The organism is Halanaerobacter jeridensis (assembly GCF_016908315.1).
Lineage (GTDB): Bacteria > Bacillota > Halanaerobiia > Halobacteroidales > Halobacteroidaceae > Halanaerobacter > Halanaerobacter jeridensis.
On record NZ_JAFBDQ010000025.1, the window covers coordinates 1 to 26,283 of the forward strand.

The following is a 26,283-nucleotide window of genomic DNA, read 5'->3' on the forward strand; positions in this document are numbered from 1 at the left end:
ACAATGCGCGTATTGAGATTACCTTTTTTAGTTTTATCTCCGCGAGAACAGAATTTATTGTTACGAAGTTCTTTCCATTCTTGATTGGAGATCTTTCCTTCACACCTAGCTTTATAATTTTCTTTCCCACCAAAAATAACTTTAGGAATAGTACCTTCATTTAAATGTTTTTGATATTCTTCTAACTTCCGCTGATATTTATCCAACTTTGTTTTTAAAGCATGGATTTTTTGTTTGCATTTTGCTCTCTTTAATTCTTGTTTAACCTGTTTAACCTTAGATTTATAATTACTGTGATATTCTTTTACTAATTCCTTTTGCGAAGATATAATGCTATCTGCTTTCATAACTGCATCTTTAGCATATCTAGAGTTGAGTTTATATTTACTCTGCAGTAATTTTTCCAAATCCCCTTTATTCATTGGATCATAAGCATCAGGCTTTCTACGATTAAAAGCAAATCTGATTGCTGAAGAAAACCTAAGCATAAGGTTATCAATTTTTTCGCTTTGCTCTGAAGGTATCTCTAGTAATTTAGCTTTAATTGTTGTCCTCATTACTAGCACCTTCTTTATTTATCCCAATCATCTGAGTTCTTTCATATTTTTTTAAATATTTCATTCTATCACCTCTAGATATAGTATATACTACATCTAGATACGGAATTAAAAAGTATTTTACCTTAATTTGAATAATTTTACATCAATATTTTGCAACTGCTTAAACCTCCTAAATAATGCACATAAGATTATATGCATATTATTTAAGAGGTATTACTGTTAATTTAGTTAGCTTTTTACGCAGGTCATCAAACTTTACTCCTAAACATTCTAGAATAAAATTATGTTGTTTATGACTAGGATAATATTTATCTTTTCCTACCGAATCAAGTTCTTTTTGATTCCTGATTTTACTATATTAACCTAAAATGGAGGTGCATCAGCAATAAAATCAAGTTAACACTTTAAAACATCCCAAAATAAGGTATAATAAAATTAAACTAATCACAGTGAGGAGCATTAAAATGATAAACAAAAAACAACTAGTTAAAAAACTACACTACAAACAAGGATTTAATGCCGATGAAATTGCCGAACTATTAGAAGAACCAGAAAATGAAATTCAAAGGCTAATTGATAACTTCCCTCAATATCAAATTCCAACTATTAATAACACTTATTCTTTTAATCAAATCACTGATAAAGAGCATTATAACCTAAGAAAAAAGTCGCTCTCAATTAAACCCATGCATATGTTTAGTTTTGAAATGGATAATTATTTGCAGCGCTTTGAACTCCAAGGGCTACCAGAAATATATGCAATTTTATCTTACTTCTTCGGAAAAAGTAGTAAAAGTTATGATGATTATAAATGTTCTTTTAGCTATAAATTCCGCTTAGAATTTTCTTCTCCTAATGGTTCCGAAAACGAATATGAATATTTGATTTCAATTATAGATATTAAAGGTAATCATACAGTCAGATTTTATAAAATTGATGAAGATAGAGATAAAGAAGATTATGATACATTTCACCGTCCGTTTCCAGAACTACCAAGGAAAGAAATGGAGAAAATCTGGTTTTGGTTTATAGCTTTTGTAAAAAACGGATTAGAGATTATAAATGACAATAATTTAGCTATCAAGCCATTCTGCAGGAAGATACCTGCTATTAATTTATTTTATGGATATAAAGATGAGCAATTTTTCATTAAAGAATATCGTAACAATAACGATCATAAAAAAGCTTTAGCTAATTTTAGAAATGATTATGAACAGTATCAACAACAAATAAAGAAACTGCTTCAAAACAATAACTATCAAAACCACTCTTCAAAATATATATCTGAAGTGATAGAGGAAACTAATGAAATAAGTCTTCCTTATTACGAGTTTGATAAATTAAATTATCAAATTTTTAAATTTAGCTACGACTACTTTAGAAAATTAGATTCTTGTGAGCAAGATGAACTTGGTGACAAAGCCGATTCAATGAAATCAGATCTCTTATATTATTTATCTTTTAAAAATAATTATGAATCTAAACAAGAATATTTAGCAGAAGTAGATGATGATAAAGATTTGAAAAAAGCTGTAGAAAAAATTGATTTTTATTTGCAAGAAAAAAATGATTATACAGCAGAAGAAATAGACCAGATATTAGAAATCTATCGAGCTAATTTCAGAGAGGGCCAAAAAGAAGCAGCGCTGGAAATGATCAAGAATACCTTATCAGACAAATTTACAGCAATACCTGAGCAATACATTGAAAAATTAAAACAGCAGAGTTTAAAGCAGTTAGAAAAGATACTCCTTGCAGCATTTGAAATGGATTGCATAAAAGAACTAGAAGAATATCTTATTTAACTACAAAACAAAAGCCAATATTCTCGAGCTAACTCTTCGAGAATATTGGCTTTAATAAAAATCTATCCTTACTCAATTAATTTATATTCCCTTTTACCAATTTCTTTAAACACATTTTCCTGCTTGTGTTTAGCTAATTTATATAATATAGAATACTTTAAATTTGCTAATAATATATTTATAATACACAATAACTTTTAGCTCTAAACTATTAAAAGGAGAGAATAACTAATGAAGAAAAAACATATAATGATATTAGTAGCTAGTATGCTCTTAATAGCTACTAATATCGCTTTAGCCCACCGTCCTTTAGATACAGACGGACCGGCCACTAGAGAAGAACCAATCGTCGTTAGCAATCATAAATTATCGTGGGCTGCTTACAATCGTCTTACTAAGCCTAATGATGCAGATTATTATCTTTTTCAGGCTCAGCAGGGAGATAAAATTTATGCCTCGCTATTAGTACCTGAAATTGATAGATTAAAAGGATTTAACCCTGACTTGGCTTTAATTGGCCCTGGTTTAGATTCAGACTATGCTGGGCTAAGCCCAACAGAAGTTGCTGCTAAACTTAACTTTAGAACTGATGAAGGAGCCATTATTAAACAATATTCAAAGTCAACTTCTGCAGTATTTTTTGAACCTTTCCTACTTTTTCTAAATTCTTAGTTACCAGCCATGAATTTCTGGATCAAAATTACTAGAATATTGTTCTGGGGATTCACCTTTTCGCTCAATTATTTTTGTTTCTTCTAAACTTTCTCCACTTTTAATTTCCTCTAATTTAACACTAAACCGCCATTCATCACCATAATCAAATAAATATAGTATTTCTTGACCTACTTCTAAGCCTAATTCACCAATTTTAACTTCTTTAACCGAAATACCATTAGGGTCTTGCGGCGCAGAAAAACTTGGTTGAGTCCACGGTTGACCACTTATAAAAAACGAATATAAATGGTCACTAGCAAAATTAAAAGCTTCTTGAATAATTTTATGTAGTTCAAATAAAGTAGCATCAGCAGAAATTTTAATTCTACGCCATAAACCTGCAGTTAAATATACTCTAAAAATATAAATCCCTGCCACAAAATCTATACTACGCCGTTTACTAATAGTTTTTTGCAATTCACCCTCAGTAACAAGAGGTATAAAAGCTTTAAAGAACTTTTCTTCTTGTTCTATTTCAGGCACGGGAGAACCCGGAATTACATTCCATTCTCCTCTATCTTCTCTATATGGTATATTCCATTTTTCTAAATCACGCTTCTCTTTTAATACCTTAGCTATTTGAATTCCGAACTCTGTAGGTATTAATTTCTCAGCAAAAATAGCTCTGTTAGAAGCTAAATCTTTTTTAGCTTGTTCATCAATTATTAATTCCCAAAATCCAAACAATTCAAAATAAAGCAAATAATACTCCCAATACCAGATCATTTGTTTAACTTGGTTACGCTTATTTTTAATATTGATTTCTTTTCCTGCTTGATGCTGAGATAAAAATTCTAAAACAGGAGTAACAGTATATAAATCTGTTTGTCCGAAAGTACCGCCTTGTAGTTCTTTCCAATCAGTATCAATCCAAAAAATTTCGAGCAAGAAAAAATATTTTTCTATTTCAGTTAACTCTTAATATTTCTTTAAATTTTTAGTTGGAATCAGTAATGTCTTAGTCTTGGTTTTAGATTTTCTTTTATATAAATCCCCTGCCAAAACCAAATGATAGAACAAATGTAACTCTGGATATGATTTTTGAGGTGTTCTCTTTGTTACATCTTCCACAGGATCACTCATTAATTGATTTAGTGCAAATAAATCTTTACACCGAAAATATTTATTTTTCTTAGTTAAAGTAATTTCATTTTTTTCTAAATAATCAAGAAATAAAGAAAAATCTTGCAATATTGGAGTTTGAATTGCTTTTGTTATTTTAAATTTACTCATTTCAATATTCCCTCCTAACTTCTTTTAATCACTCTTCCATCCCTGACACATTATAAAATCCACTCTCCAAGCGGTCATGCTGCATTACTTCTCTGCCCATCACACTCCGCAGTTGCAAACTATAAGCCACAGGAAATCTCAGTAAAATACTCTCCTGCCGATGAGCAGTCAAACAGATTAATTGAATCTTATTTGCTGCGGCAATTTCAAAGACTGTATTTAAAATATGAGCTGATGAAGCCTTCCCAAAGGGATTATCGGCAATAATTGTTTTACAGACATCACTGCGCCCTTCAATCTGCTTGCGAATATAACTGACTAAAATCATAAACATTGTCATATAGACACTATAGCTTTCCCCACCTGACCAGCGAGCTACGGCACTCCAATCAAAATAGTCTAATTGACTCTGACGAATTACTTCTTCCGAGCGCGGCTTCCAAACCCTAATCCGGCACTCTTCAATGGGGGCAATAATATTGATCAAATTATGCACCTTTAACCGTTCCTTCATCTCTTGGTCCAATTTATCATCTGCAGCCCCTTCTTCTTTTAACTCCTGTAAATCTTCTAACACCTGTTCTAAGTACTCATAAATCTTTTCTTCCCCATCTTCTCCTAGCACTGCCTCCCAATCTATTTTAATCACTTGGAAATTACGGTCGTAAATTTTAATCCGTGAGTTTTTCGGTAGTTCAATTATACTTTCATAAACTACTTTAGCCCGGCGGAATGATCTTTCAGCTAATATTTCTAAGTTCTTTTCATTCTCCTTCTGTTCTCGTTCATAATTTTCTTTATACTTAGCAAAAGTCTCTAAAATGTTCAAAAATCTACTCTCTACATAATCATAATTATAGATTTTTCCCTGCTGCATAATCTGTTCAATGTTCTTAATAAACTGTCTAATCTGCGGATTGTTACTATTTTTAAGTCGTCTAATATAGCGTTCAAAATTCTTACGCACTACCTGCTGTTGTTGATTTAAATCATCTTCAACCTCATCTAAAGTTTCTAGTTCTTGCCGTAAGGCTTGTTTAGGAGCTGCAGCTAAGTCATGCCATTCTTCTTCCGCTAATGATTCTACCCGGGCCAAGAACTTGTCCAGTTCCGGCTGCAGTTGATACTCCAAATTTTCATAAGCCGCTTGATTCTTCTGTCTCTCTGCTGCTGACTCTTTAATTCGAGTCTCAATACTCTCCAATTCTTCCTCAACCTCAGCTAACTGTTTCTCAATACCTTCCCGCTCCTGCTGATGATTATGCTCCGAAAATTCCTCATAGACTCCCCGCTCAAATTGTTCTCTAATATTTTCCCTGCGCACCTTGACCTCCGCCTGTATATCTTTCAATTCATCCTTGATTTCCTGTAACTCATCTTGCTTGTCCTCAACTTGCGACTGCAGTTGTTAATAGTTCTCCTGCACATCTTTAATTTCTTGCTTGCTCACTTGACGTTGATGATCTGCTAACCACTCCCAACTTACTTCCAACTCATTAATCCGCTCTTTTCGTTCCCGATAGTTACTACGGTAATTACTAATTAGCTCTTCAATCTCTTCTCGTTTGCTCTGCTTTTGATTTAGCTGTTCTTTTAATCCCTGCCAACGGTTTTTCAACTCCTGATAAGACTGTGCTACCTCTTTTGCAGCCTCAACATCTGCTAAATTATATTCCTCATATTCTACTTCGTGTTCTTCCTGCTGTTGATAAATCTCCTTAAGCTGCTGCTGTTGCTCCATCCTTTGAGTAGTTAACTTATCTTTATCTTCTTGCAGTGATTCCAACTGCTGACGACGTTTAGCTAACTTGTCCTTAACTTCCTTTAGCTTTGCTTCTTTTTCTGTTGCCACAGCAAACTGTTCCTGAAAAGCAGCCAACTTATTTAGTTGCTGCTCCAACTTATTAATCTGCTGCTGCAGAGAAGTTACTTCTTGCTGCCTTTGCTTTATCTTTTCTTTAACTACTGTTTTCTCTTCCTCTAAATCTGTTAACTGCCCAGCAATTTTTTTCTGTTTTTCTTTTAAGTCCCTTTTACGTTGCTTTAACTCTTCTATTTCCTCTGGCTGATACTGCTGATAGAAAGAACTAACCTTATTCTTTAGCTCAAAATAAAATTCTTCATCTTTTTTTAAATCCGTTAGCTTCTCTTTCTGCTCCTCAATTTCTGTTTCTAAATTATCCTTAAACTGCTGAAAAGACTCTTCAGAAATAAACAATTCCGCCGCTTCCGGTTGATAGAACATCACTGACGGATGACTGCTCGCCTCATCTCCTGCTAAATTCAAATTATCTCGAATCAATAATACCACAGGGAAATCAGCTTCTAAATCAAGCCGCTTTAAATGTCGTTTCACTTTAGACAGTTGTCGTTCTTCCACTAAAATAGCATAAGGCAGCAACGGATACTGCTTCAGATAACTTTCCTTATCAATTACTTGCTCATCCTGTTGGGCCAACCACTCGCTGCCCAAAACCGTATAGATATTCTTCTCTTCTAACGCTTCCTGCACCTTAACTAACATATGATGCGGAATATAATAGTCCTTATCGCCCACCAAAGCCAATTTTTCTTCTAAATTAGAAATTTCAGCTGCTCTATTACTCTTAGCTTTACGAATAGCTGCTAATTCATCCCGCACAAAAGAGACAACTTGGTCCTGCTGAGCCAACAAATCACTCCAGTGTTTGCCCTTTCTAACTAATAAATTAGTAAGTTCTTCTTCTTTATCTCTAAAACGCTCTAAATTCTCTGTAATTTTCTCCAATTCTGCCTTAGTCTCAGTTTCTTGCTGCTTTAAGATCACCTTCTTGTCACTAATTTCTTCCTGCTTAGTTTCTAAGTCAGTTATTTTATCTCTTGTCTCTGCTAATTTCTTTTCAGTTGCTGACAGCTGTTCCTCTTTATCATTTAATACGTCCCCAGGCTCACTTAAGTTATTTACTTCTAGTTCCTGCTCTAATTTTTCCTGCTGCCTGTTTAAGTTATCCAACCAATTTTCTAAAGTCGTCTGCCGACTAATCAATTGCTCTTTTTTATCTAATTTAGTTTTAATTTCCGCCGTCAGCTCTTTTAGTTTATCCTCTAACTCACTAATTACCTCTTGTTTATCATCCTCTGCCGCAGCCAATTCCTGCTCTTTTAATTGCCACGCCCGGGCCAAGGACCGCCGCACTGCCTCTAACTTCTCCCGCAGCTCCGGGGCTTCATCATTGAGGATTTCCAAGCTATACTCGTGCTTCTGCAGTTGTTCTTGTTCTGCTTGAGCTTTATTATATAATTTCAACGCCTGCAACTGCCGCTTAGTTTGTTCTAACTCTTCTTGCTGTTCTATTAATGAATTTAACTGCTGCTCTTGTTCTTCTTTTTTCTTTTCAATTGCAGCTTCCTGCAGTTTCTTCACAAAAATTTGATAACTCTTCTGCTGCCACTGCAATTTTTCTTTTTCTTTCTGTAATTCTTCCTGCTTTTTATTTAAAGACTCCAACTTATTTTCCGCCGCTCGTTGATTAGCTTTAAATCTCTTGCCTAAGCGAGCTAACCTTAACTGCTGGGCTTCCACTTTATCCTGCAGTTCATCTAACTCTTCTACATCATCAATTAAATCTTCGGCTTGATTCGTAATACTCTCAAATTGTTTTATATTTGCCTTAATCTGCGGCATCCGTAGTAATTTATTGCGATGTTTATCAAAGGCTGCAAATAACTGGTCTTCTTCATGCGTAGAAAAGAGTACTTCCCGAATCTGCGGAATCAATAAATTATTCAATAACTGCGTAGTGTTTTTACTGCGGGCAAAAAAGTCATCTACCCCACCCTCAGCAGCATTAGTTTTCGCAATACTCTTCCATTCCTGCGCCAAAATACCATACTGCTGCAGCTTATTCTGATATTTATAATTTGTATCAAAGACCTCCACCCGCTGGCGTTCTAAATCATGCAGCCAATCTTTTAACCGCTGAAAACGAATTGGTTCGCGATTGCTAAATAAATCTTCATCTTTAATCAACGGCAAACTCTGAATATCAAACTCATCACTAGCAGTATAATCAATTACATAATTATAATAATCTAAGCTGCTACTCCCTTGACCTTCAGTAAAACAAAAACCCGTACATAGTAAATGATCTTCCTCTCCTTCACTATCCAATGACCACTCAACTGCTACATGCCCCGTATAGTTAGCCGACTCAAACAAATCTGCTATTTTCCGCTTGCCCATTTTTTGATTAGGCAGCACCGTCTGAATAATCAACTGTACTAATAGCGACTTCCCGCCTCCATTAGCCAGTAAAAAGATAGTATTCTCGTTATCCAAATCAAAAGTAATATCAGGAATTTGTTTTTTATTATGGTCATACTTTATATTAGCAACTCTAACTCTCTTAATCTGCGGCATATAAACCCTCTCCTAATACATTATCTGAACTTAAAATATTCAATATTTTTTCCTTACGCTGACTATTAAAGTAATAACGAATGATTAAATACTCAAATTTAGGCAGTAGTCTAATTTCCTTATTCTCAAAAACCTTGACTAAGTCTTCCTCTTCTAAAAAAGCTAAGACACGCAGGATAAAACTAACCCGGTTCTTCTTACCGCGGCGGATATTCTGCAGCTCATCATCAAACTTAGGTAAATCCTGCCACACATCTGCTACTGTACTCAAAGCAATTTCTAGTTCTTGCTCACGCTGCTTTAAATCATTCTCACTTAAAGATTGGATTCGTTCTACCTGCGTTGTGACCATCTCTTCTAAATCTTTAACCAACAGAAACTGGCGGCTGCTCATCGCCTGCTCGTCACTATTATAAAACTTAGCTAACAAACATAAAATAATAAAATATCCCAAGTATAATTCCTTATTCGTTCTTAAATTCATTTTAGAGCGCAACTCTTCATTACTATAACCTAAAAACCAGTTATTGACGCCCGGAGTCAATAAAATTCGCTCATCCAAATGAAAAATCTTGCAGTCCGCCTCTTCTTCAATAATTTCATCTAAATAATACTGCACACCTTTCTTTTGATAAGCATAATAATAATCAGCTTCTTCTTTCGTAATCTCTCCTTCTTTAATTAAATACATAAATATCTTAAAAGCCCAGCGAAAATCTTCTTCCGTAAACTCCTCTTGTTCCATTATGTAACCCTCCTGACAATAAAATCAGACATGACAAATCCCGGCTGCAGTTTAATTACATCATCCAATGCTACCAATTCAACTTGTCCAATTTCTTTGAATTCTTCCCGTGCGGCTACTAATTCTGTAATTACCCAAAACAAATCTTCAATTACTACACTGCCCAATTCTTCTTCTGTGATAATATCTATTTTACCTAGTTGATGCAGCTTAAGAATGAACGGATAAAATTCCCGATTAATGATTAAATCTTGATATTGTTCCCTATCCTGCTGCTTTAACTTTCTAATCACCTTACTTAGTTTAGTTTCATCTTCTTCCAACAGCGGTTCTAATAATAATTCCAACCACAATTTATACTGCCTTCTCTTTCGTTCCTCCTCCCGCCGTTCTTCAGCCTCTTGCCGCTCCTTCTCAGCAGCATCTAAATCTATTAATTCATCTTCCTTAACCTCAGTTTGATTATATAAGCGCTGAGGTTCGAAAATGCGATTGAGATTAAAAGTAGAGTTCACATTAGAGGACAGCAAAGGGGCTATTACCTGCTGTAACTGCTCGAGATGATTATCATTATTAATCACCGTTTCTAAAATCTCTGTTTCAAAATTGACTGTAGTACTAAAAGTATTCAAAATCATATTTTCCATTGATTTATTCATTAACTCCGAAATTTCTAATTTAGTATTTAATAATGAATCATGTAACTCAGTTGTCGTTAATAATTCAGACCTTAACTTCATTACTTTATTTAAATTTTCGTTATCATAGTTCTCTTGGTACTTATCTATTGTCTCCTTTACTAACTCCATTAATTCTTCAAAAGTTTCACTTTCTCGGTCCAACTGATCATTAATCCGATCTAATTCCTGCTGATAACTCCCCTCTTTAGCCACCTGCAGCACATCACGAATAATCTTTTCCCGTAACTCCTGCAGCCGCTTCTTTTCATTCTTGACTGCCAATTTGAGTTCTTCTACTGAATCTAAGGCCCCATCAAAAACTCCCTTTTGAATCTGCTGCTTTAAATATAACTGGGTAATAGATACTTGTAATTCATTATAAATCTCTTTAGTCTTAAATAATAATTCCAATCCAGTCGTAGATAACTCTAATTTGACAAATTTGCTGCCAATCTCATACTCCTGTAATCTAATTAGATCAAATTTATAGTATTCTTCTTCATCAGTCTCATAGTTATGATAACTAAATTCATGCTTCACACCCTGATTTAACAAACAATCTCGCACCAAATGAGAGGCTAATTCTTTAGCTTCTTTAAAATCCAATTCAACTCCGTGCTGCTCTCTAATTAACTCCTGCAAAAATTCAGCCAGATGATCATAAGTACAGTCCTCATTATTCAACATCTTCTCAAAAATAAATAATAAAACTGCAATTCCTAATTCCAGCAAAGAATAATCATACTTCCGTTTCTGTTCTAAATCAAATAACGGCTTAAAGACTAAAATGTTTTTCATTCGCTCCGTAAAACCATCTAAAACTTGCTTAGTAATCATGATTATAACTCCTTATTCTAACTATTAGCTTCTTTTCTAAGTATTAAAATTGTAATCCCAATTATGACAACAGACCATCTACTCTCATTATAAACTACAACTAACTATCTTTACAACTAATTACTTTTAATAGTTGATAGCTCAGTCCTTCTTGGGGGAGGTATTTCCCGTTTTGCAGTAAATGCTTTATTTTATCCCCTGCAGACTTAGCAAAATAATCACAAAATTCATCCACCGCTACTTCAGAAAAAATTTGTTCAGTCTTTAAATCAACAGCTGCTTGACTATATTTCAATAACTGCTGATAGAAAAATTTTAGCGGAATAAATTCGACTTCATATTTATTCTGTAATCCCCACCAAATTTTTATTCCTTCCGGGTCTAAATCACCAAAATAATAAAAGTTTAGTTCTAAATTAGCCGCTTGATACTGGTCTAACTCTTTAAAAAAGGAAAAACTACTTTGAATCTTCTTGCCTTCTCCATAAATTAATAAACTAACTTCAATTCCATTCCACTTCGTAATCCCTTCCTGCAGCAGTTTCTTTATCGAAAAAAATGTATCCTTATTTTCAATGATTAAAATATTCTTTTCGCCGCCGTCAGTCTGATTGCGATAATAGAAAAATGGTTCATACGTTAAATAACAGTTTAAGTCTGTCACTGCAATGCCTAATCGTTCTAAAATCTGTTGGCCCTGCCTTGAGTTTAAAAATTTTTCATCATTAAATAATTGAAATGATCTTTCATTGACCGCCATTTCTGAAGTCTGGTCAGCCCGTTTGAAAAAGTCATCAATAATTTTAATATACTCCTGATCCCTTTTATACTGCCCAGGATGATGAAGATAATAAGACATACTTAACTGCGGTGCATATTGCGTCAACAACTCCTTTTTTAGTTCTTTACTAATCTTTTTATCCTCCGTCTTAATCTGATACCAATTATATAAGCGTGGTCGGCGACCATTTTCCCCTCTAGCTTTAACAGGACGCAGCTTATTCTGATTTACTAACTCTTTAATAGCAGTAGCAAACTGTTGATAACTATATTTTCTTTCTTGCATGTTATTTAAGACATAATCTTCAATATTTCTTGTTTTAATCCTTTTATTTTGGGCTTGCCTTAAATAATTTTCTATTATTTTTTTCATTTTATCACCTTGACTTTGTTAAATGTATTGCAACCACTTAATTACTTCTTACTTTACAGCAATTTTCCTTTTTTAGTACAAAAAAATTATAGTTATAATAGTACTTTTACAATTAGTCAATAATGAACTCGCACTAAGCAAAATTTTATTTCATTATTACTCCATCCTAAATCCCAAGGCACTCTATGACGATCTGAATTATGAGAATTTACTAGAATATATCCTTTAGAATCCATCCCCGAAACAATAGATATATGTACAACTTTTCTTTTGATATGCAATATAATCGCCGGGTAATAATTAATTAAGAGGTATACCGCTTAATTATCCTGCAAAAACTGCGACAACTATTTTCAATCTTGATATTCAATCATATCTTCTTCCACCTCAAAATAATCCCCTTCTTCAAGCATCATATGTCCCGATTCATAAGCTTTACCATCTAAAGAGAAATAAACCTTATCCACCTGATAATAACGCCCAAAGGTATCTACTAAACTCTGTACAATTAATGATTCCAATACATGACCAGCATTCATATCTGTTAGTAATTCTTTTGAAAAGTCAACTTTCACTATCTTATCTTCGCGATTCAATTCTATGTTATTGATCGTAGTATTCTCACTCATCACTGCAGTTAATCCCTCTGGAGCTTCTTTTCTTAACTCTAAAGTGAAAACTTCTTCCGGACTATCATTAGTCTTAAATTCAACTTCTCTTCTAATATATTTAATCTCTTCTGCTGCAAAATCAGGATAAAAGAACTTAACTTGTTGCTCTACTGCCCTATCACGTTCTATATCTTTTAATAAAGTTTCAATTACTACCTCTCCACTCTTATATTGACTTAAGACTAACCCTATGTCTTTAGCATAATAATCAATCTGCTTATATTCCTCTCCTTCTGTCGTCACTTCTAAAGCTTCATAATCTCCCTGCGGAGTAGTTACTTCTACATTTTCTCCTGAAATATATCTCTTTCGTCCATCCTGCAGAGTCCAAGTAGTGCCTTTTGTTAATGGTTCTTTGAGCAATACTTCATAATCATTATCATCCTCTACCTTTAATTCCTGCCAATAATAAAACCCTTCTTGACTTGTTAATCTCCGCAACTCACCATTTGTTATTTCTACAACCTGGGCCAAAGTCGTGCCGCCAGTATCCACCCGCATCTGCGCCTGCTCATCTTGAATAAAATCAAAATAAACCTCTCGCCCTGCAAATTCATTCCCTCGTCCAGCGTAAGTTAAATGTGTATCTTCTAAAAAAGGATAATAATCACTAATCTCTGCTTGCACAGTCTCTAAATTCTGCTTCTGACTCGTACACGAAATCAAGCTAACTGCTACTAACAAAACAACTATTATCTTTTTCATCTTAGCACCTCATTCATAATTAATGATTTATAATTTATCATTATGCTAAAAGGTATTAAGTTATTTAATTTTTTCGAGTTTTCTATTATCTTTCCCTTCTTCTAACAAAAAAATAAAACCTGAGCCGCAAAGCTCAGGTTTAATGATTATACATCAAATTTTTCTACTAGTCCTTGTAATTTCTGCGCCATCTCTGCTAACTCTTGTGAGGAATGAGAGATTTCGGTAGACATGTTTTGAATATCATCGGTACTAGTACTTACTTGTTCACTCTTCTGCGCTAAATCCTGCGTAGCACTAGCAGTCTGTTCAATTTGATCAGCCGTCTGTTCACTAGCGTCTTTGATCTCGGCAAAGACTTCTTCAGTCTTTTTAGCAACTTCTTCACCGGTACTTGCCTTTTCTTTAACATCTTGCACTGCTTTAAGGCCTCTATCAGATTTATCTTGCGTCTCATTTACTAACTTAGCAATTTTTTGTGTAGCACCATTAGTTTCTTCAGCCAATTCTCTTATTTCTTCTGCTACTACTGCAAAGCCTTGTCCTGCTTCTCCAGCTCTAGCAGCCTCTATAGCAGCATTAAGAGCTAATAAATTAGTTTGTTCTGCAATATTAGTTATCATTTCAACTATTTCTCCAATTTCTTCAGAAGTATTATCTAATTCATTAATGATACTTAATGCTTCATCTGCAGATTGATTAATATCATTAATACTATTTAGAGTTTTAGTAATTCTTTCATTTCCTACTTCAGTTTTAGAACTAGATTCTTGAGCAAAGCTAGTTACTTCTTCTGTACTAGCCGAAATTTCTTCTATATTTGCTGAAATATCTTCTACTAAATCATTAGTAGTATCTATTGTAGCGTTACCTTCTTCAGCTGAAGCAGATAATTCTTCACTATAAGCCGATAAATCTTCTATACTATCAACTAATTTTAATATCAACTCTCTTTGTTGTTTGATTGTATCATTAAAAGTAGCAGCCAATTCTCCTAATTCATCATTTTGCTCAATATTAATAGTATTCTTTAAATTTCCATCAGCCATTTCTTTCATCCCGTTTAAAACTTTACTAATACTAACAGTAATATAATTAGAGATTTTAAAGATAACCCCTAAGACTACTAAAGCTATTACTACAAAAACCCCTAATAAAATAAACAATGTAGTTTGAGCAAATTTGTTTATTTGATCTTTCATCACTGTTAACTTGTTGTTAATTACTGATTCATAACTTCCGGCTCCGACAAACCAATCTGTTCCTTCCACTGGTGCAATATATCCAAATTTCTGCTCGATCTTTCCTGTGTTATTATTCTTATAAGAATAAGTGTATATTCCCCCACCATCTTTTGCTACTTCTGACATCTCACGCAACAAATACTGACCTTCTAATTCTAGGTCCCATCTGCTTTTACCTTCTAATTCTCTATTTGGTGGTAAAGAAATAGTTTCTCCTTCAGTATTGTAAACATAAAAATAATTATTTTTACCAAATCGGATCTCTGAATTCCAATCTGCTACTAATTTTCGAATCTCTTTTTGACTCAAATCTTGATTAGATTCATATATTCTGCTTAAGTTTTGCGCCATTGTATTGGCTGCATTTGTTACTCGCTGCTTTTCTTTTTCAAGTAACATATCACTTAAAGTATCAATATTATTGTTTTTTAATTCATAAAATTGATAGGCTACAACTCCGCCTATAATTAACATTGCTGCTAAAAAGCTAACCCCAATGCCAAATAAAATTTTAGCTCGTATTTTTAAATTTTTAATCATTCTACCACCCCTAGGATATTAATTTTTAGATATTATTAGAATATTATAAACTTATACTAATATAGTATGTTAAATTATGATTATTTTCAATGAAAATTACTAAAATTAGCAAAATTATATGATATTATGATATATTTCTATATACAACAAAAACCTCGGATATAAATAAAAATCACCCATTTAATAACTTATACAAACAAGCCTGATTTCCCTGCTCATTATACCAAATTTCATCATAAGCTTTATTAGTTATCTTGATACCTCGTCCTCTACATTCTCCATTACATAAATCCCTTTCTAAATCAAACTCCTGATTAACAACTTGCTGCCAATCAAAGCCAGACCCCTCATCTGTAATCACAATTTTAATATATTTAGTAGTTACTTCAACTTCAATTTCAACTTTTTTATCAGCCTTCCTTTGATTACCGTGTTCAATAGCATTAGTCAAAATTTCTTGAAAGCCAATACAGATTATACTAGGAGGCTTATAATAAGGAGCAACAAATTCTAATAACTTTTCTTTTACTTCATACATTGCTTCAATAGTGCTATTAATTGTTTCTTTAAATTTATCTATTACATCTAAATCCCGCTGCAAACACAGAAAAGTAATATCATCTTGACCTCTTACACTACCGCTAAACTCACTAAAATCATTCTTAACCCGCTTAGTAATTAAATCAACTGGGTAATTATAGTTATTAAGTAATAGTTCTTGTAATCTATCTTCTCCATACATCTCATCAGTTACTCTTTCTTCTAATAACCCATCTGTAGTTAAAAATAAGGTATCACCTTTATCTAAATCTATTTCTACATCTTTTACATCTGAATAATAAAAATCTTCACTTACTACTGTAGAAATCGGTAACCCACCACAATTAACAGCAAACATTTATCTGTGCCTAGAAATTTTTAAGGGGCCAAATTGAAACCCTGCATTAGCAAAAGTAATCTCCATCTTTTCTATATCAACTACACCTGCTAATAAACAAATGAAATAGTCTTCAGGAAAGTTTTCTTCTCCATATTGTTCTGCTACATAAGAGATTAATTGACTAGGAAGCAATTTTTCTTCTCCATCATACTCATATAATAAATAGTTATTAATTGTTTCTCGCAAAAATATATTTAGCATTGAACTATCTAATCCATGACCACTCACATCTGCTAAATAAAACAACAGTTGATCTTCTAATTTTATGATATCATAAAAATCTCCACCTAAATTATCTGAAGGCTGAAAATAGGTCTCATAAGTCAGCTTTTCCATTATAGGTAAATCAGTGGGTAAAAATTGTTGGTGTAGCTGGCTGGCTTTTTCTAATTCTGCTTCTAATTCACTATATAAACTCTCTAACTCCATATTCTGCATTTTTAATTCATTTTCTAATTTCTTTTTTTCTGTAATATCTTCTGCAGAACAGACTACATATTTTACACTGCCATTTTCATCTAACTTAGGAGTCTTAATAATCTTGAGGATCCTTTCTTCTCCCTGTGTATTCTCTACTTTTTCTTCCTTCTGAATCTGCTTTTTCTTCTCAAAAACTTCTCTATTTCCAATTATACATATTTCTGTAGCCTCTGGATCTAAAAACTCAGAAATAGACTTACCTTCTATCTTTTCTTTTTCTATTCCCAGAAACTGAGCATGACTTTGATTAGCTTGTCCATAAGTACTTTCATCTGTTAAATACCAGACTTGAGTTTCAATATTATTTAACAAAATATTTTGTTGTTCAGTTTTAGTTTTTAATTCCTGCTTAGTTTGACTTAATTGCAACTGCGTTTCTACTCGAGCTAAAACCTCCTGCTTATGCAGGGGTTTTGAAATATAATCTACCCCTCCTACTGCAAAAGCTTTTAATCTTTTATCAGCATCATCTACAGCACTCATAAAAATTACTGGAATATCTGCTGACACTTTATTGGCCTTTAATTTTTCACAAATTTCAAATCCATCTATCTCAGGCATCATGATATCCAATAAAATCAAATCTGGTTTTTCATTTTCTACAAAGTCCAATGCTGTCTGCGCCTCTTTAGATAAGGCAATTCTATATTCATTGTTATTTAGTATTTTCCCTAAAACTTCTAGATTTTGATTATTATCATCTACTATTAAAATTGAATTTCTACTACTCATCTTTCGCCCTCCTCACTGCTTTCTCTAGTACAAATAATTACTTTATCTATTTTGTTACACTTTAAGATATCAGTTTAAAATAAAGCATCTATTAATATTATAGCACAAATTATTTCATTTAACAGTTTTAACACCCAAAAAATAAATCTCGAGCACTAGGCTCGAGAACTGTAACAAATTTAAAATTTAACCTCTAATATTTTATCCCCAATATTAATTATTCCTTCCTGCAGCCTAGTAATCATAGCAAATTGATCAGTATTTGTAATTACTACAGGAGTTAAAATTGATTTTGCTTCTTCATTTACTTTATCAAGATCAAACTCTATTAAATCATCTCCAATTTCAACTTTATCTCCTTCTTTAACAAATGATTTAAAGCCTTGGCCCTCCATTTTAATTGTATCAATGCCAATATGAATTAAAATTTCGACTCCATCTGTAGTTCTTAATCCTACAGCATGATTACTATCTAAAAGATGAATCACTTCTCCTTCTACAGGAGATACTACTTTATCAGTACTTGGCTCAATGGCTATCCCATAGCCCATTACTTTCTCTGCAAATACTTGGTCAGGTACCTCATCTAATTTTACTACTGTTCCCTCAATAGGAGCTAATATTTCAACTTTGCTTTTAAGTTTCTCTTCACCCACTGTAGCAATAATTTTTTTAGCAGCTCTTTTATAATCCATTATAATATAACATCCCCTCTTTATCTCTAACTTAACAATAAATTATTTGGAAAGAATAGCTATATTGATTATTTCTTTATTTGAATTAAAGTTCCTTTTTTTAATAAATTTTAATTATTCCTAAATCTTTTAATTTAAATTATTCTTAATCCATTCAATATCCCTAGTTTGTGAGTTTTTATCTCCTACGCGATAAATATTTATTTGATTGCCCTGATAGGAGTAATATATTCGCCCATCACCAGCAAAAGTCAGCTCAAAAGCCTCTCCGATTTTACGCTTAGGATTAATCTTATCATAATCCTGATATTGTAATTTAGCAATTTCCTTTTCAAAAAAATTCATCCGCTGTTCAGAAAAAGATACTAACTGATCATAAACTTTTTTATGAAAACTAATATTAGGGTAACAGGTACTAAAATGGTCTTCAATTGAATTTATCCGCTTACTCTTTAAATCTTCTAATCTAGATTCTAACTCATCTGCTTTAGCAACTTTATTAGTTAATTCCTCTTTTAAATTTTCTGTTTTATGCTTGTACTCTTCATTTTCTTCTATAATATCCATTATCTCTTCATCATTAGCAGTTAACTTTTCTCTATACTCCTGTACTTCAGCCTGCTTTTGCTTTAATTTACTTTGAATTTTAGATATTTGCTCAGGATTAACTTCTTGACTATTAGCAACAAAATTGTTCTTTTGCTTCTCTATATTTTGGTTAGCATAAATCTTAGTACTTCCTAAATAATCTTTTAACTGTATCTGTAAATCTTTAATTTCTGTTTCTGTCCACTGATTACACAACTGCTTTGCAAAATTATCTTTTATATTTTGAGCAATTCTATCACTATGCTCTTCTAAGTTAGAAATGATTTCAGGAATTATCTTAGCATTAATATGTTCTGTTTTGATTTCTCTAAACTTTTTACTAATCATTGCTTTATACTCATTTTTCTTGCTATTAAAGTTTACTAATTTAGCTACTGCTCCAGCAACTACTCCTCCAATTAAATAAGGCGGTAAAAATGACCCGATAGCAGCAGTTAAAGTAACACTTGAAGCATAAGGACCTATTAAAGCAGAATAAGCAGCAATTGTAGTTCCTAATGCTCCTCCAACTGCTGCTCCTTGTCCCGCCCCTTCTACTGCTAATTCGTTACCAGAATCCATTCCTTCATCCAATTGTTGATTAAACCTCTTCTTTTCTTGCTGGAAGAACTTTTTAAAATCATCTTTCACTTTTTCTTTAGTCTCTTCAATAGAAAATTTCCACTCTTCTTTAAACTCTTGATTAACCTCCCTTAAAATTTCATGCAAACTTTGTTCAATGTTTTCTTCAGAAAATATACGCTCTAATTCTTCTTTGATTTCCTTTTTATTATCTCTAGAAAAAAGACCAATATTATCTGCCTTATGTAATAATCTTGTTTCTTCTCCTCTTAAAAACTCATGTTGCCCCCAGTTCTTTAACTTCTGTTTAAACTGTTCCTTAATCCTTTGGTTATGATAATTAATCTCTTTATTATGTTCTTTAATTTCAGCTTGAAAAAAATCTAAACGATTAACATATGAGTCATGGAGGGAAACATCTTGTTTAACTAAAGATTTAAGTGAAGAAACAATACTTTCATGCTGGACCTCATCTGCTTCTCGTTCAATATTCTCTTCTAAGTAATTCAACAATTCATTATATCCTGATTCTTGTAATAACTCTGGGTTATCTTTCCTAACTCCTTTAAAAGCTTGATAAGCAGAAAAAGTAAAAATTTCTTCTAAATAAATATCATACTGACGTCGCATATATGTAATCACTTCTGCATCAGAAGCATCAATCTGGTCCATTCTATTGACTACCCCAATAACTGGCTTACCTAATTTAGCTACTTCTACTAAATCATCACTAACATCTGCTTGTCCCAAATGATGAGCATTAAAGACCCACAATACAACATCAGCCTCTTGAATATAATTCTTAGTTGTAGCTTGATTTTGAGCAGTCACAGTTGCCAATCCAGGAGTATCTACAATTTCTAGATTCTTTAGATTCTCTAGTGGTAAACCTAATTGAACAGCTTTACAATTAGCAAAAAAATCAACCTCACCCTGATGTTCATCTAAAATATTAAATATTTCTTTTGGAGTTCCCGTGATATTTTCTTCATCTTTTCTAATTAATTCTCCAGTCTTGCTTTCACTATAGGCAACTTCAATAATTGCCGCTGTTGCTTCAGTAACATCTACTGGTGAAATTTCTCCTCCAGCTAGCGCATTTAAAAGTGTAGATTTACCTGACTTAACTTCCCCCATCATTACTAATTTAAGCGGCTGTTCTAACTTCTCTGCTAATAAATTTATTTCATCAACTATTTGGGTTAAATTTTTTTCTAAAGAATTAATCCCTCCCGGTAATTCCTGTTCTTCTTGCATCAAATCTCTTAGTGGTGATTGTGAAAATTGCCGTCTTAGTTCAGAAATATATTTTTTTAATTTCATGATTCTCCCCCTCTTTAATATTGACCTAGAATTATTTTTTTAGCTGTTAATTCTTCAATTTCTTCTTTAGCTAGTTCTTCTAGCTGAGAAATATTCTTAAAAATATCTCCTATATCATCAGAATTACCGTGTAAATTAGCAAAAGACTCTTCTCTTACTTCAGTAATTGACTGGTCAATTTTAGTTATCTGCTTCTCAATATTAGTCATTACTTTTTGCTCTAGTTCAGCCGTAGAATCTTCTAAATGGTCTCTGAATTGTTTCTTAACTTTTGGTAACTTCCATCTTTTCGCTGCCCATTTAGCTAAACCAAAATAACTTGCTATCCCTCCCAAAATTGCACCAATTGGGCCAAAGACCATTCCTCCAATAGTAGTAAAAGCAATCCCAAAGTTTATCTTTAAATCTCCTAAATCTTGATTATAAATACTATCATTATTAGTAGTTAGAACCCCTTGCCGATTATTAATTGTTAGCTGTCCTTGCTTTAAATGTTTATATTTTTTAAATACAGATTTCTCTTGATAATAATCCCGCATTGATTTTAATGATTCACTAATATCATTTTGTAAGCTCTTAAATTTATGCTTAAAACTCTGGGCATCAAAAATCTCTTCTTCTACAAACTCCTTTCTATCTTCTTCTGATTCTATTTCAAATAATTGTTCTGCTTTTAAATTAATATTTCTTTTAACCCGCTTAGTATAACTTTCAAAAGTAGAAACAACTTGCTGTTGACAGCTATTTTTTGTTTTATTCAATTCTCTTTCTAAATTTCTAGCTAATTTCTTTCTCTGTACTTCATCTTCTCGCAGTCGCTGCCTATAATCTAATAATTCTTGACTTAATTCCTGCAAAACTCTCTTAACTCCTTGCACTTTACTATTAATTCTAATCCTTTGCCCTTTAGTAAAAAAGCGATTTCTAATACTCTCTTTTAAACGCTGAATCCCGCTTTGTTCAATCAAATCTTGGTCATCATTTTCTGCACCTGTCAAAGCCTCTTTAGCCGAGACTGGAACTATCTCTTTAAATAAATCACCAAATTTATTCTGTGCTTCTTGATAGACTTTATCAACTGCTTCTTGACCACCGTCTTCTCTTAGCAAATCAATTTTATTTAAAACTGCAATAGCATTATCTAAATCTTGTTCACTACCAGCTACCTTTTTCAAATCCTCTTCTAATTTATCCATCATCTCTCGGGACTGTTTTGAAGCAAGAGTTTCAGCTGATAACATACATAACACTCCATCAGCCTTATAGTAATACTCATTAACACTCATTTTTACTTCTCCTAATAGCTTTTGGACTAACCCTGGAGTATCTACCAACTGAAAATCCTCCAATAACTCTGCTGATTCCACAGGCCATCTTACTTCTGTGATATTAGATTTATAAAGCAATTTTTCTCTTAAAATTTCTTTTAGTTCTTCCTTAGCTTCCAAACTATCATATTCTTCTTGGCGTTTTTTAAATTCTTTATAAACTTTATCTCTCGAATCTCTTCTCTTCTGCTCTTCTTTCTCTAAAAGCTCTTCAGCCTCTTGTTTAGAAACTCTATCTGTACTACCATCTTTATATTTAACCTCAACCTTCTCTTCTTCGCTTTGATAAAAAACATCGATCTTCCAAGTCTTTGGTTGGAAATCCATCTCGGCTACCCGCTGACCCAATAATCCATTAATTAAGGTTGATTTTCCATAACTACCTACTCCTACCACTGATAATAAAAAAGGATCATCCAAGTCTTCGCTTAAGTCATCAATTTTAATTTTAGCTTCCTCTATTTTATCTATTTCTGGTTTTAATAACGAGGCATTTTGATAGTTGCCTACTTGTTCTAAAGCATCACTAATACTGCTTAAGCTATTAATCTTATTTTCTAATTCCTGCTTTAAACTATGTACTGCATGTTGATTATATTTTTCCTGCACTTGTGAAAATAAATCTGTAGTCTGTTCACAAAGTTGAGTAGCCATTCTAAGTCACCCCTTAAAGATATAAAACAATGTCACAGCAGAAATAACAATATTTAGAATTGTAAAACCCCAGACAATATTAAGCTTTTGTTGATTGTCTGTTACTTTTTCTTTTATCTCCTGTTTGGCATTAAATATTTTTGCTTCCATTTGATTCTTGAATTCTAATAAATCGTTATCGCGCAATTCATCTATTTCTTCATTTAAATTAGAAAATTCTTCTTCAATCCCTTTAGTCAAATAGGATTGAAAACTATGTACTTTATTGACTACTGCTTCGGACTGCGCTTTATTCTTTTCTAATAAATCATTAACCTGTTTCATTTTATCACTATAATCTTGATGAGTCCCCTCCAAATTATTAGCGATTTCTTCTAGTTCATCCACTTTCCTTTTTAATGTACTCAACCTCTCTACAGCATCATCAGTACTTTCATCAAATTGATCGATCTTATTATCAATTCTTCTTTTAAACTTCTTAATTTCTTGCTCCACTTCATTAGCTGTAGTTTCTAATTCATCAGCATTATCTTTGATTTCTCCCATTAAAGCTGAATTAATTATTTCTCTGCTAATTTGATCAATTAGTTCTTCAAATTCTTCTAATAGTCCTTGCTTTTTATTAGCCATCACTAAACTATCCTCCTTGCTTTAATAATTAATTACTGAATCCGGTTACATATAATATAAAAATAAATTTAACTATTTTATTAAGGTTATATAATTTTTTAATAAAAAATGTCAACATTTTAATTAATTCTTTTTCTCTATTAATTCACCTTTTTTTTATCGTAATTTGTTATAATTTGCTGAATACAAGCAAACAATATAGATTTTTAAATTAATTTAAAAAATTATTGAGCAGGAGATTCGACAATATTCAAGAAATACTATATTAACTAGAATTAAAAAAGGAGTAGATAAAATGATTTGGAGAGAAAATTTAAAAATTGGAATTGAAGAAATCGACCAGCAGCATCAAGAACTTTTTAAAAGGTTTAATGATTTTATAGAAGTAGTTCGCTCTACTGATTATTCACAAGAAGCTAAAAAGAATAAGATTACTAAAACTGTTGATTTTCTAAACGAATATGTCATAGTTCACTTTGATGCTGAAGAAAAAATCCAACAAAAACATAACTATCCTCATTATGAAGAACATCATCAGGCACATGAAGATTTTAAATCTGACTTGGCTAATTTTAAAGAAGAATTTGAAAAGCAAGCCTATGACGAAGACTTAGTGCAGGAATTTAGCGGACGAATTTTAACTTGGCTAATCAACCATGTAGCAGATGAAGATCAAAAAATTGCAAATCATATAGGGAGCGGTAATAATGAATAAAGCTCAAGCTATTAAATTAGTTTTTCCGGCTGTAGAACGAGTCTTTAATAGTATGTTCCAAGAAGAAATTGAACAAGGCACTGTTAAAATTGAAGAAGACGCTATTACTGATCAAGTAACTGTTTCTATTGGAGTAACGGGAGAAGTACAAGGTAATATCTTATTTAGTTTCTCTAAAGAAATGTCTTTAGATTTAGTAGAAGAAATGTCAATGATGGAAGTTAACGAAATAGATAAGTTTGTAACTTCAGCCATTGGAGAATTAGCTAATATCATTAGTGGACATACAGCAACTGCTTTAAATGATGAAGGTTATCAATGTGATATAGTACCCCCGCAGGTAATTCATGGTGATAATCAATTTATTTCTATGGAATATAACGAAATTGTTATTATTCCTATTATTACTGACAACCATCAGTTTGAAATTAATATTGCTTTACAAAATAATTAAACTAACAAACTTCCCGAGGGTTTGCCCCGGGAAGTTTGTTGCTGCTTTATTCTCTATCTAATAATTTCTTTAATCCCTCAACATCTCTAGTATTAATAATATCATCAGCTGTCAACCAACCTCGTCGTGCCTGATCAACTCCATAGTACATATTATCTAATTGCTGCACTGAGTGAGCATCAGTAGAAATCACTAATTTTAATCCTAAATCTTTAGCTAAACGGCAGTATTTATCAGATAAATCTAATCTTTTCGGAGAAGCATTTATTTCTAAAAAACACCCTTCTTCTACTGCTGTTTTCATAATCTTTTCTAAATCCATCTCCATCTCTGTTCTTTTGCCAATTATTCGTCCCGTAGGATGGGCCAAAATATTGACATGCGGATTCTTTAATCCCTTGACTATTCTTTCCGTCTGCTCTGCTTTATCTAAATCACGGTAAAAATGAGTGGATGCTACTACTACATCCAATTTTTCTAATACCTCATCCGCTAAATCCATAGTTCCATCCTTTAAAATATCAACCTCGCATGATTTTAAAATCTCAAAGCCATCATACTCTTGATTTAATTGCTCCATCTTTTCTATCTCAGCCAGCAACTCTTCTTCATCCAATCCTCCTGCTACGCTAACTCGCTGAGAATGATCTGTAATTGCTAGATACTCATATCCTTTTGCTCTGGCGCCTTCTACCATTTCCTTCAAAGTATTATCACCATCACTAGCAGTAGTGTGCATTTGCAGATCGCCTTTAATCTCATCAACAGTCACTAATTCTGGTAGTTCCTCATTCTGAGCCGCTTTTACTTCACCATTATTCTCTCTTAATTCCGGAGTAATATAATTTAACCCTAGAGCTTGATAGACTTCTTCTTCCGTAGCACTAGCTAAATTATCTTCTCCATCAAATACCCCATATTCACTGAGCTTTAAGCCTTGGTCCTGGGCCAACTGCCGCAGCACAACATTATGTGCCTGAGAGCCAGTAAAATACATCAATGCCGAACCATACTGTTCTTCATCAATAATCCGCAAATCCACCTGTAATCCAGACTTTAATATCACAGCTGATCGTTTCTCTCCTTGGGCAGTGATTTCCTTAACATCTTCATAGTCTACAAAGGCTTGGGCTGTTTTCTCTCTATCTTCACAAGTCACCAATAAATCAATATCCCCTATCGTCTCTTTGCGTCTTCTAAAGCTCCCTGCCGCCGTAACCTTATTTACTCCTTCTTTATTCTCCAGATAATCGATTAAATCAGCTACATACTCTTCTGCCCTAAATAACAAATGTCTCTCGACACCTTTTTTCTTCTTATTATCTTGAATTCCCTCTAAGATATTCTGCTCAGTCTTTTTACCAAAACCAGATAACTCCTGAATTTGATGTTCTTGGGCAGCTTTCTCTAAATCATCTACATCATCTATTCCTAACTCATCATATATTGTCTTAACTCGTTTAGGACCTAAGCGAGGGATTTCTAATATATCAAGTAACCCCGGTGATAATTCTTCTTTTAGTTCTTCTAAATAACTACACTCCCCAGTCCTAATTATCTCTTCAATTTTAGCAGCTAAATCATCACCAATCCCGCTTAGTTCAGTTAAATCTTCTCCTTCTTTAACCATATCACTTAAATTAATTGATAAATTAGAAATACTCTGGGCACCATTGCGGTAAGCTCTGACTCTAAATACATTGGCTCCCTTTATTTCTAATAAATCTGCAATCTGTTCAAATATCGTAGTAATTTGACTATTATGTACTGGCATTTTTAATTCACTCCTATTGTGATATTTTATTAGTAAAGCACATTACTTCTAGATAGAAAGCAAGTACTTCACCTTAATTTTTTATCTTTGATATGATATAAT

20 protein-coding genes and 2 pseudogenes are annotated in these 26,283 nt (G+C 32.9%); 4 read left to right on the forward strand and 18 right to left on the reverse strand.

Going from position 1 to position 26,283, the window contains the following annotated elements; all coding sequences use genetic code 11:
- A partial coding sequence (locus tag JOC47_RS14515) for an SSO2105 N-terminal domain-containing protein (RefSeq protein WP_204703082.1) occupies positions 1 to 557 on the reverse strand: 557 nt, incomplete at its 3' end.
- Between the two features lie 467 nt (positions 558 to 1,024).
- Here JOC47_RS14515 and JOC47_RS14520 point away from each other — a divergent pair.
- Together JOC47_RS14520 and JOC47_RS14525 are read left to right on the forward strand one after the other, a co-directional pair.
- Positions 1,025 to 2,365 carry a DUF4351 domain-containing protein gene (locus JOC47_RS14520; protein ID WP_204703083.1) on the forward strand — a complete coding sequence of 447 codons (1,341 nt, stop codon included), beginning with the start codon at positions 1,025 to 1,027 and terminating at the stop codon, positions 2,363 to 2,365.
- A gap of 231 nt (positions 2,366 to 2,596) precedes the next feature.
- Positions 2,597 to 3,037, forward strand: a complete 441-nt coding sequence (locus JOC47_RS14525) for a hypothetical protein (protein ID WP_204703084.1) — start codon at positions 2,597 to 2,599, stop codon at positions 3,035 to 3,037.
- On the opposite strand, the gene JOC47_RS14530 is transcribed toward JOC47_RS14525, so the two are convergent.
- The 16 genes and pseudogenes from JOC47_RS14530 to JOC47_RS14605 form a co-directional block, all read right to left on the reverse strand.
- Entirely contained in the window at positions 3,038 to 3,967 is a 930-nt protein-coding gene (locus JOC47_RS14530; protein ID WP_204703085.1) for a plasmid pRiA4b ORF-3 family protein, read from the reverse strand.
- 30 nt (positions 3,968 to 3,997) lie between these two features.
- Positions 3,998 to 4,312: a hypothetical protein gene (locus tag JOC47_RS14535; RefSeq protein WP_204703087.1), complete on the reverse strand. Its 315-nt coding sequence runs from the start codon at positions 4,310 to 4,312 to the stop codon at positions 3,998 to 4,000.
- 28 nt (positions 4,313 to 4,340) lie between these two features.
- Positions 4,341 to 5,636 (reverse strand): hypothetical protein, encoded by a 1,296-nt coding sequence (locus JOC47_RS14540; RefSeq protein WP_204703088.1) that lies wholly within the window; start codon positions 5,634 to 5,636, stop codon positions 4,341 to 4,343.
- Between the two features lie 84 nt (positions 5,637 to 5,720).
- Positions 5,721 to 8,711, reverse strand: a complete 2,991-nt coding sequence (locus tag JOC47_RS14545) for a coiled-coil domain-containing protein (protein ID WP_204703089.1) — start codon at positions 8,709 to 8,711, stop codon at positions 5,721 to 5,723.
- A complete protein-coding gene (locus tag JOC47_RS14550) occupies positions 8,698 to 9,456 on the reverse strand; it encodes a DUF6063 family protein (protein WP_204703090.1) in 759 nt (252 codons plus the stop codon). The genes JOC47_RS14545 and JOC47_RS14550 overlap by 14 nt, the downstream gene beginning before the upstream one ends.
- On the reverse strand, positions 9,456 to 10,973 hold the full coding sequence (locus tag JOC47_RS14555; protein ID WP_204703091.1) for a hypothetical protein: 1,518 nt from the start codon (positions 10,971 to 10,973) through the stop codon (positions 9,456 to 9,458). The genes JOC47_RS14550 and JOC47_RS14555 overlap by 1 nt, the downstream gene beginning before the upstream one ends.
- A gap of 100 nt (positions 10,974 to 11,073) precedes the next feature.
- A complete protein-coding gene (locus JOC47_RS14560; protein ID WP_204703092.1) occupies positions 11,074 to 12,126 on the reverse strand; it encodes a Wadjet anti-phage system protein JetD domain-containing protein in 1,053 nt (350 codons plus the stop codon).
- Positions 12,127 to 12,242: 116 nt separating this feature from the next.
- Positions 12,243 to 12,426 (reverse strand): annotated as a pseudogene (locus tag JOC47_RS14565) (amidase domain-containing protein); the annotation flags it as partial.
- A 53-nt stretch (positions 12,427 to 12,479) separates the two neighbouring features.
- Complete coding sequence (locus JOC47_RS14570; RefSeq protein WP_204703093.1) at positions 12,480 to 13,502, reverse strand: GerMN domain-containing protein; 1,023 nt, start codon at positions 13,500 to 13,502, stop codon at positions 12,480 to 12,482.
- A gap of 146 nt (positions 13,503 to 13,648) precedes the next feature.
- Positions 13,649 to 15,286 (reverse strand): methyl-accepting chemotaxis protein, encoded by a 1,638-nt coding sequence (locus JOC47_RS14575; protein WP_204703095.1) that lies wholly within the window; start codon positions 15,284 to 15,286, stop codon positions 13,649 to 13,651.
- Positions 15,287 to 15,458: 172 nt separating this feature from the next.
- Positions 15,459 to 15,824, reverse strand: a complete 366-nt coding sequence (locus JOC47_RS15595) for an ATP-binding protein (protein ID WP_239551295.1) — start codon at positions 15,822 to 15,824, stop codon at positions 15,459 to 15,461.
- A 66-nt stretch (positions 15,825 to 15,890) separates the two neighbouring features.
- Positions 15,891 to 17,438: pseudogene (locus JOC47_RS14585) on the reverse strand (response regulator); the annotation flags it as partial.
- A gap of 179 nt (positions 17,439 to 17,617) precedes the next feature.
- Entirely contained in the window at positions 17,618 to 18,133 is a 516-nt protein-coding gene (locus JOC47_RS14590) for a PTS sugar transporter subunit IIA (protein WP_204703098.1), read from the reverse strand.
- Positions 18,134 to 18,262: 129 nt separating this feature from the next.
- The gene (locus JOC47_RS14595) at positions 18,263 to 20,626 is read right to left on the reverse strand and encodes a dynamin family protein (protein ID WP_204703099.1); all 2,364 of its coding nucleotides are present in this window, start codon (positions 20,624 to 20,626) and stop codon (positions 18,263 to 18,265) included.
- Between the two features lie 14 nt (positions 20,627 to 20,640).
- A complete protein-coding gene (locus JOC47_RS14600) occupies positions 20,641 to 22,608 on the reverse strand; it encodes a dynamin family protein (protein ID WP_204703100.1) in 1,968 nt (655 codons plus the stop codon).
- Positions 22,609 to 22,614: 6 nt separating this feature from the next.
- Complete coding sequence (locus tag JOC47_RS14605) at positions 22,615 to 23,241, reverse strand: MlaD family protein (RefSeq protein ID WP_204703101.1); 627 nt, start codon at positions 23,239 to 23,241, stop codon at positions 22,615 to 22,617.
- 292 nt (positions 23,242 to 23,533) lie between these two features.
- On the opposite strand from JOC47_RS14605, the gene JOC47_RS14610 reads away from it, so the two are divergent.
- Both JOC47_RS14610 and JOC47_RS14615 read left to right on the forward strand, forming a co-directional pair.
- The gene (locus tag JOC47_RS14610) at positions 23,534 to 23,953 is read left to right on the forward strand and encodes a bacteriohemerythrin (protein WP_204703103.1); all 420 of its coding nucleotides are present in this window, start codon (positions 23,534 to 23,536) and stop codon (positions 23,951 to 23,953) included.
- Positions 23,946 to 24,407 (forward strand): chemotaxis protein CheX, encoded by a 462-nt coding sequence (locus JOC47_RS14615; protein ID WP_204703105.1) that lies wholly within the window; start codon positions 23,946 to 23,948, stop codon positions 24,405 to 24,407. The genes JOC47_RS14610 and JOC47_RS14615 overlap by 8 nt, the downstream gene beginning before the upstream one ends.
- A gap of 46 nt (positions 24,408 to 24,453) precedes the next feature.
- On the opposite strand, the gene polX is transcribed toward JOC47_RS14615, so the two are convergent.
- On the reverse strand, positions 24,454 to 26,181 hold the full coding sequence (gene polX, locus JOC47_RS14620; protein WP_204703107.1) for a DNA polymerase/3'-5' exonuclease PolX: 1,728 nt from the start codon (positions 26,179 to 26,181) through the stop codon (positions 24,454 to 24,456).
- Positions 26,182 to 26,283 lie beyond the last annotated feature (102 nt).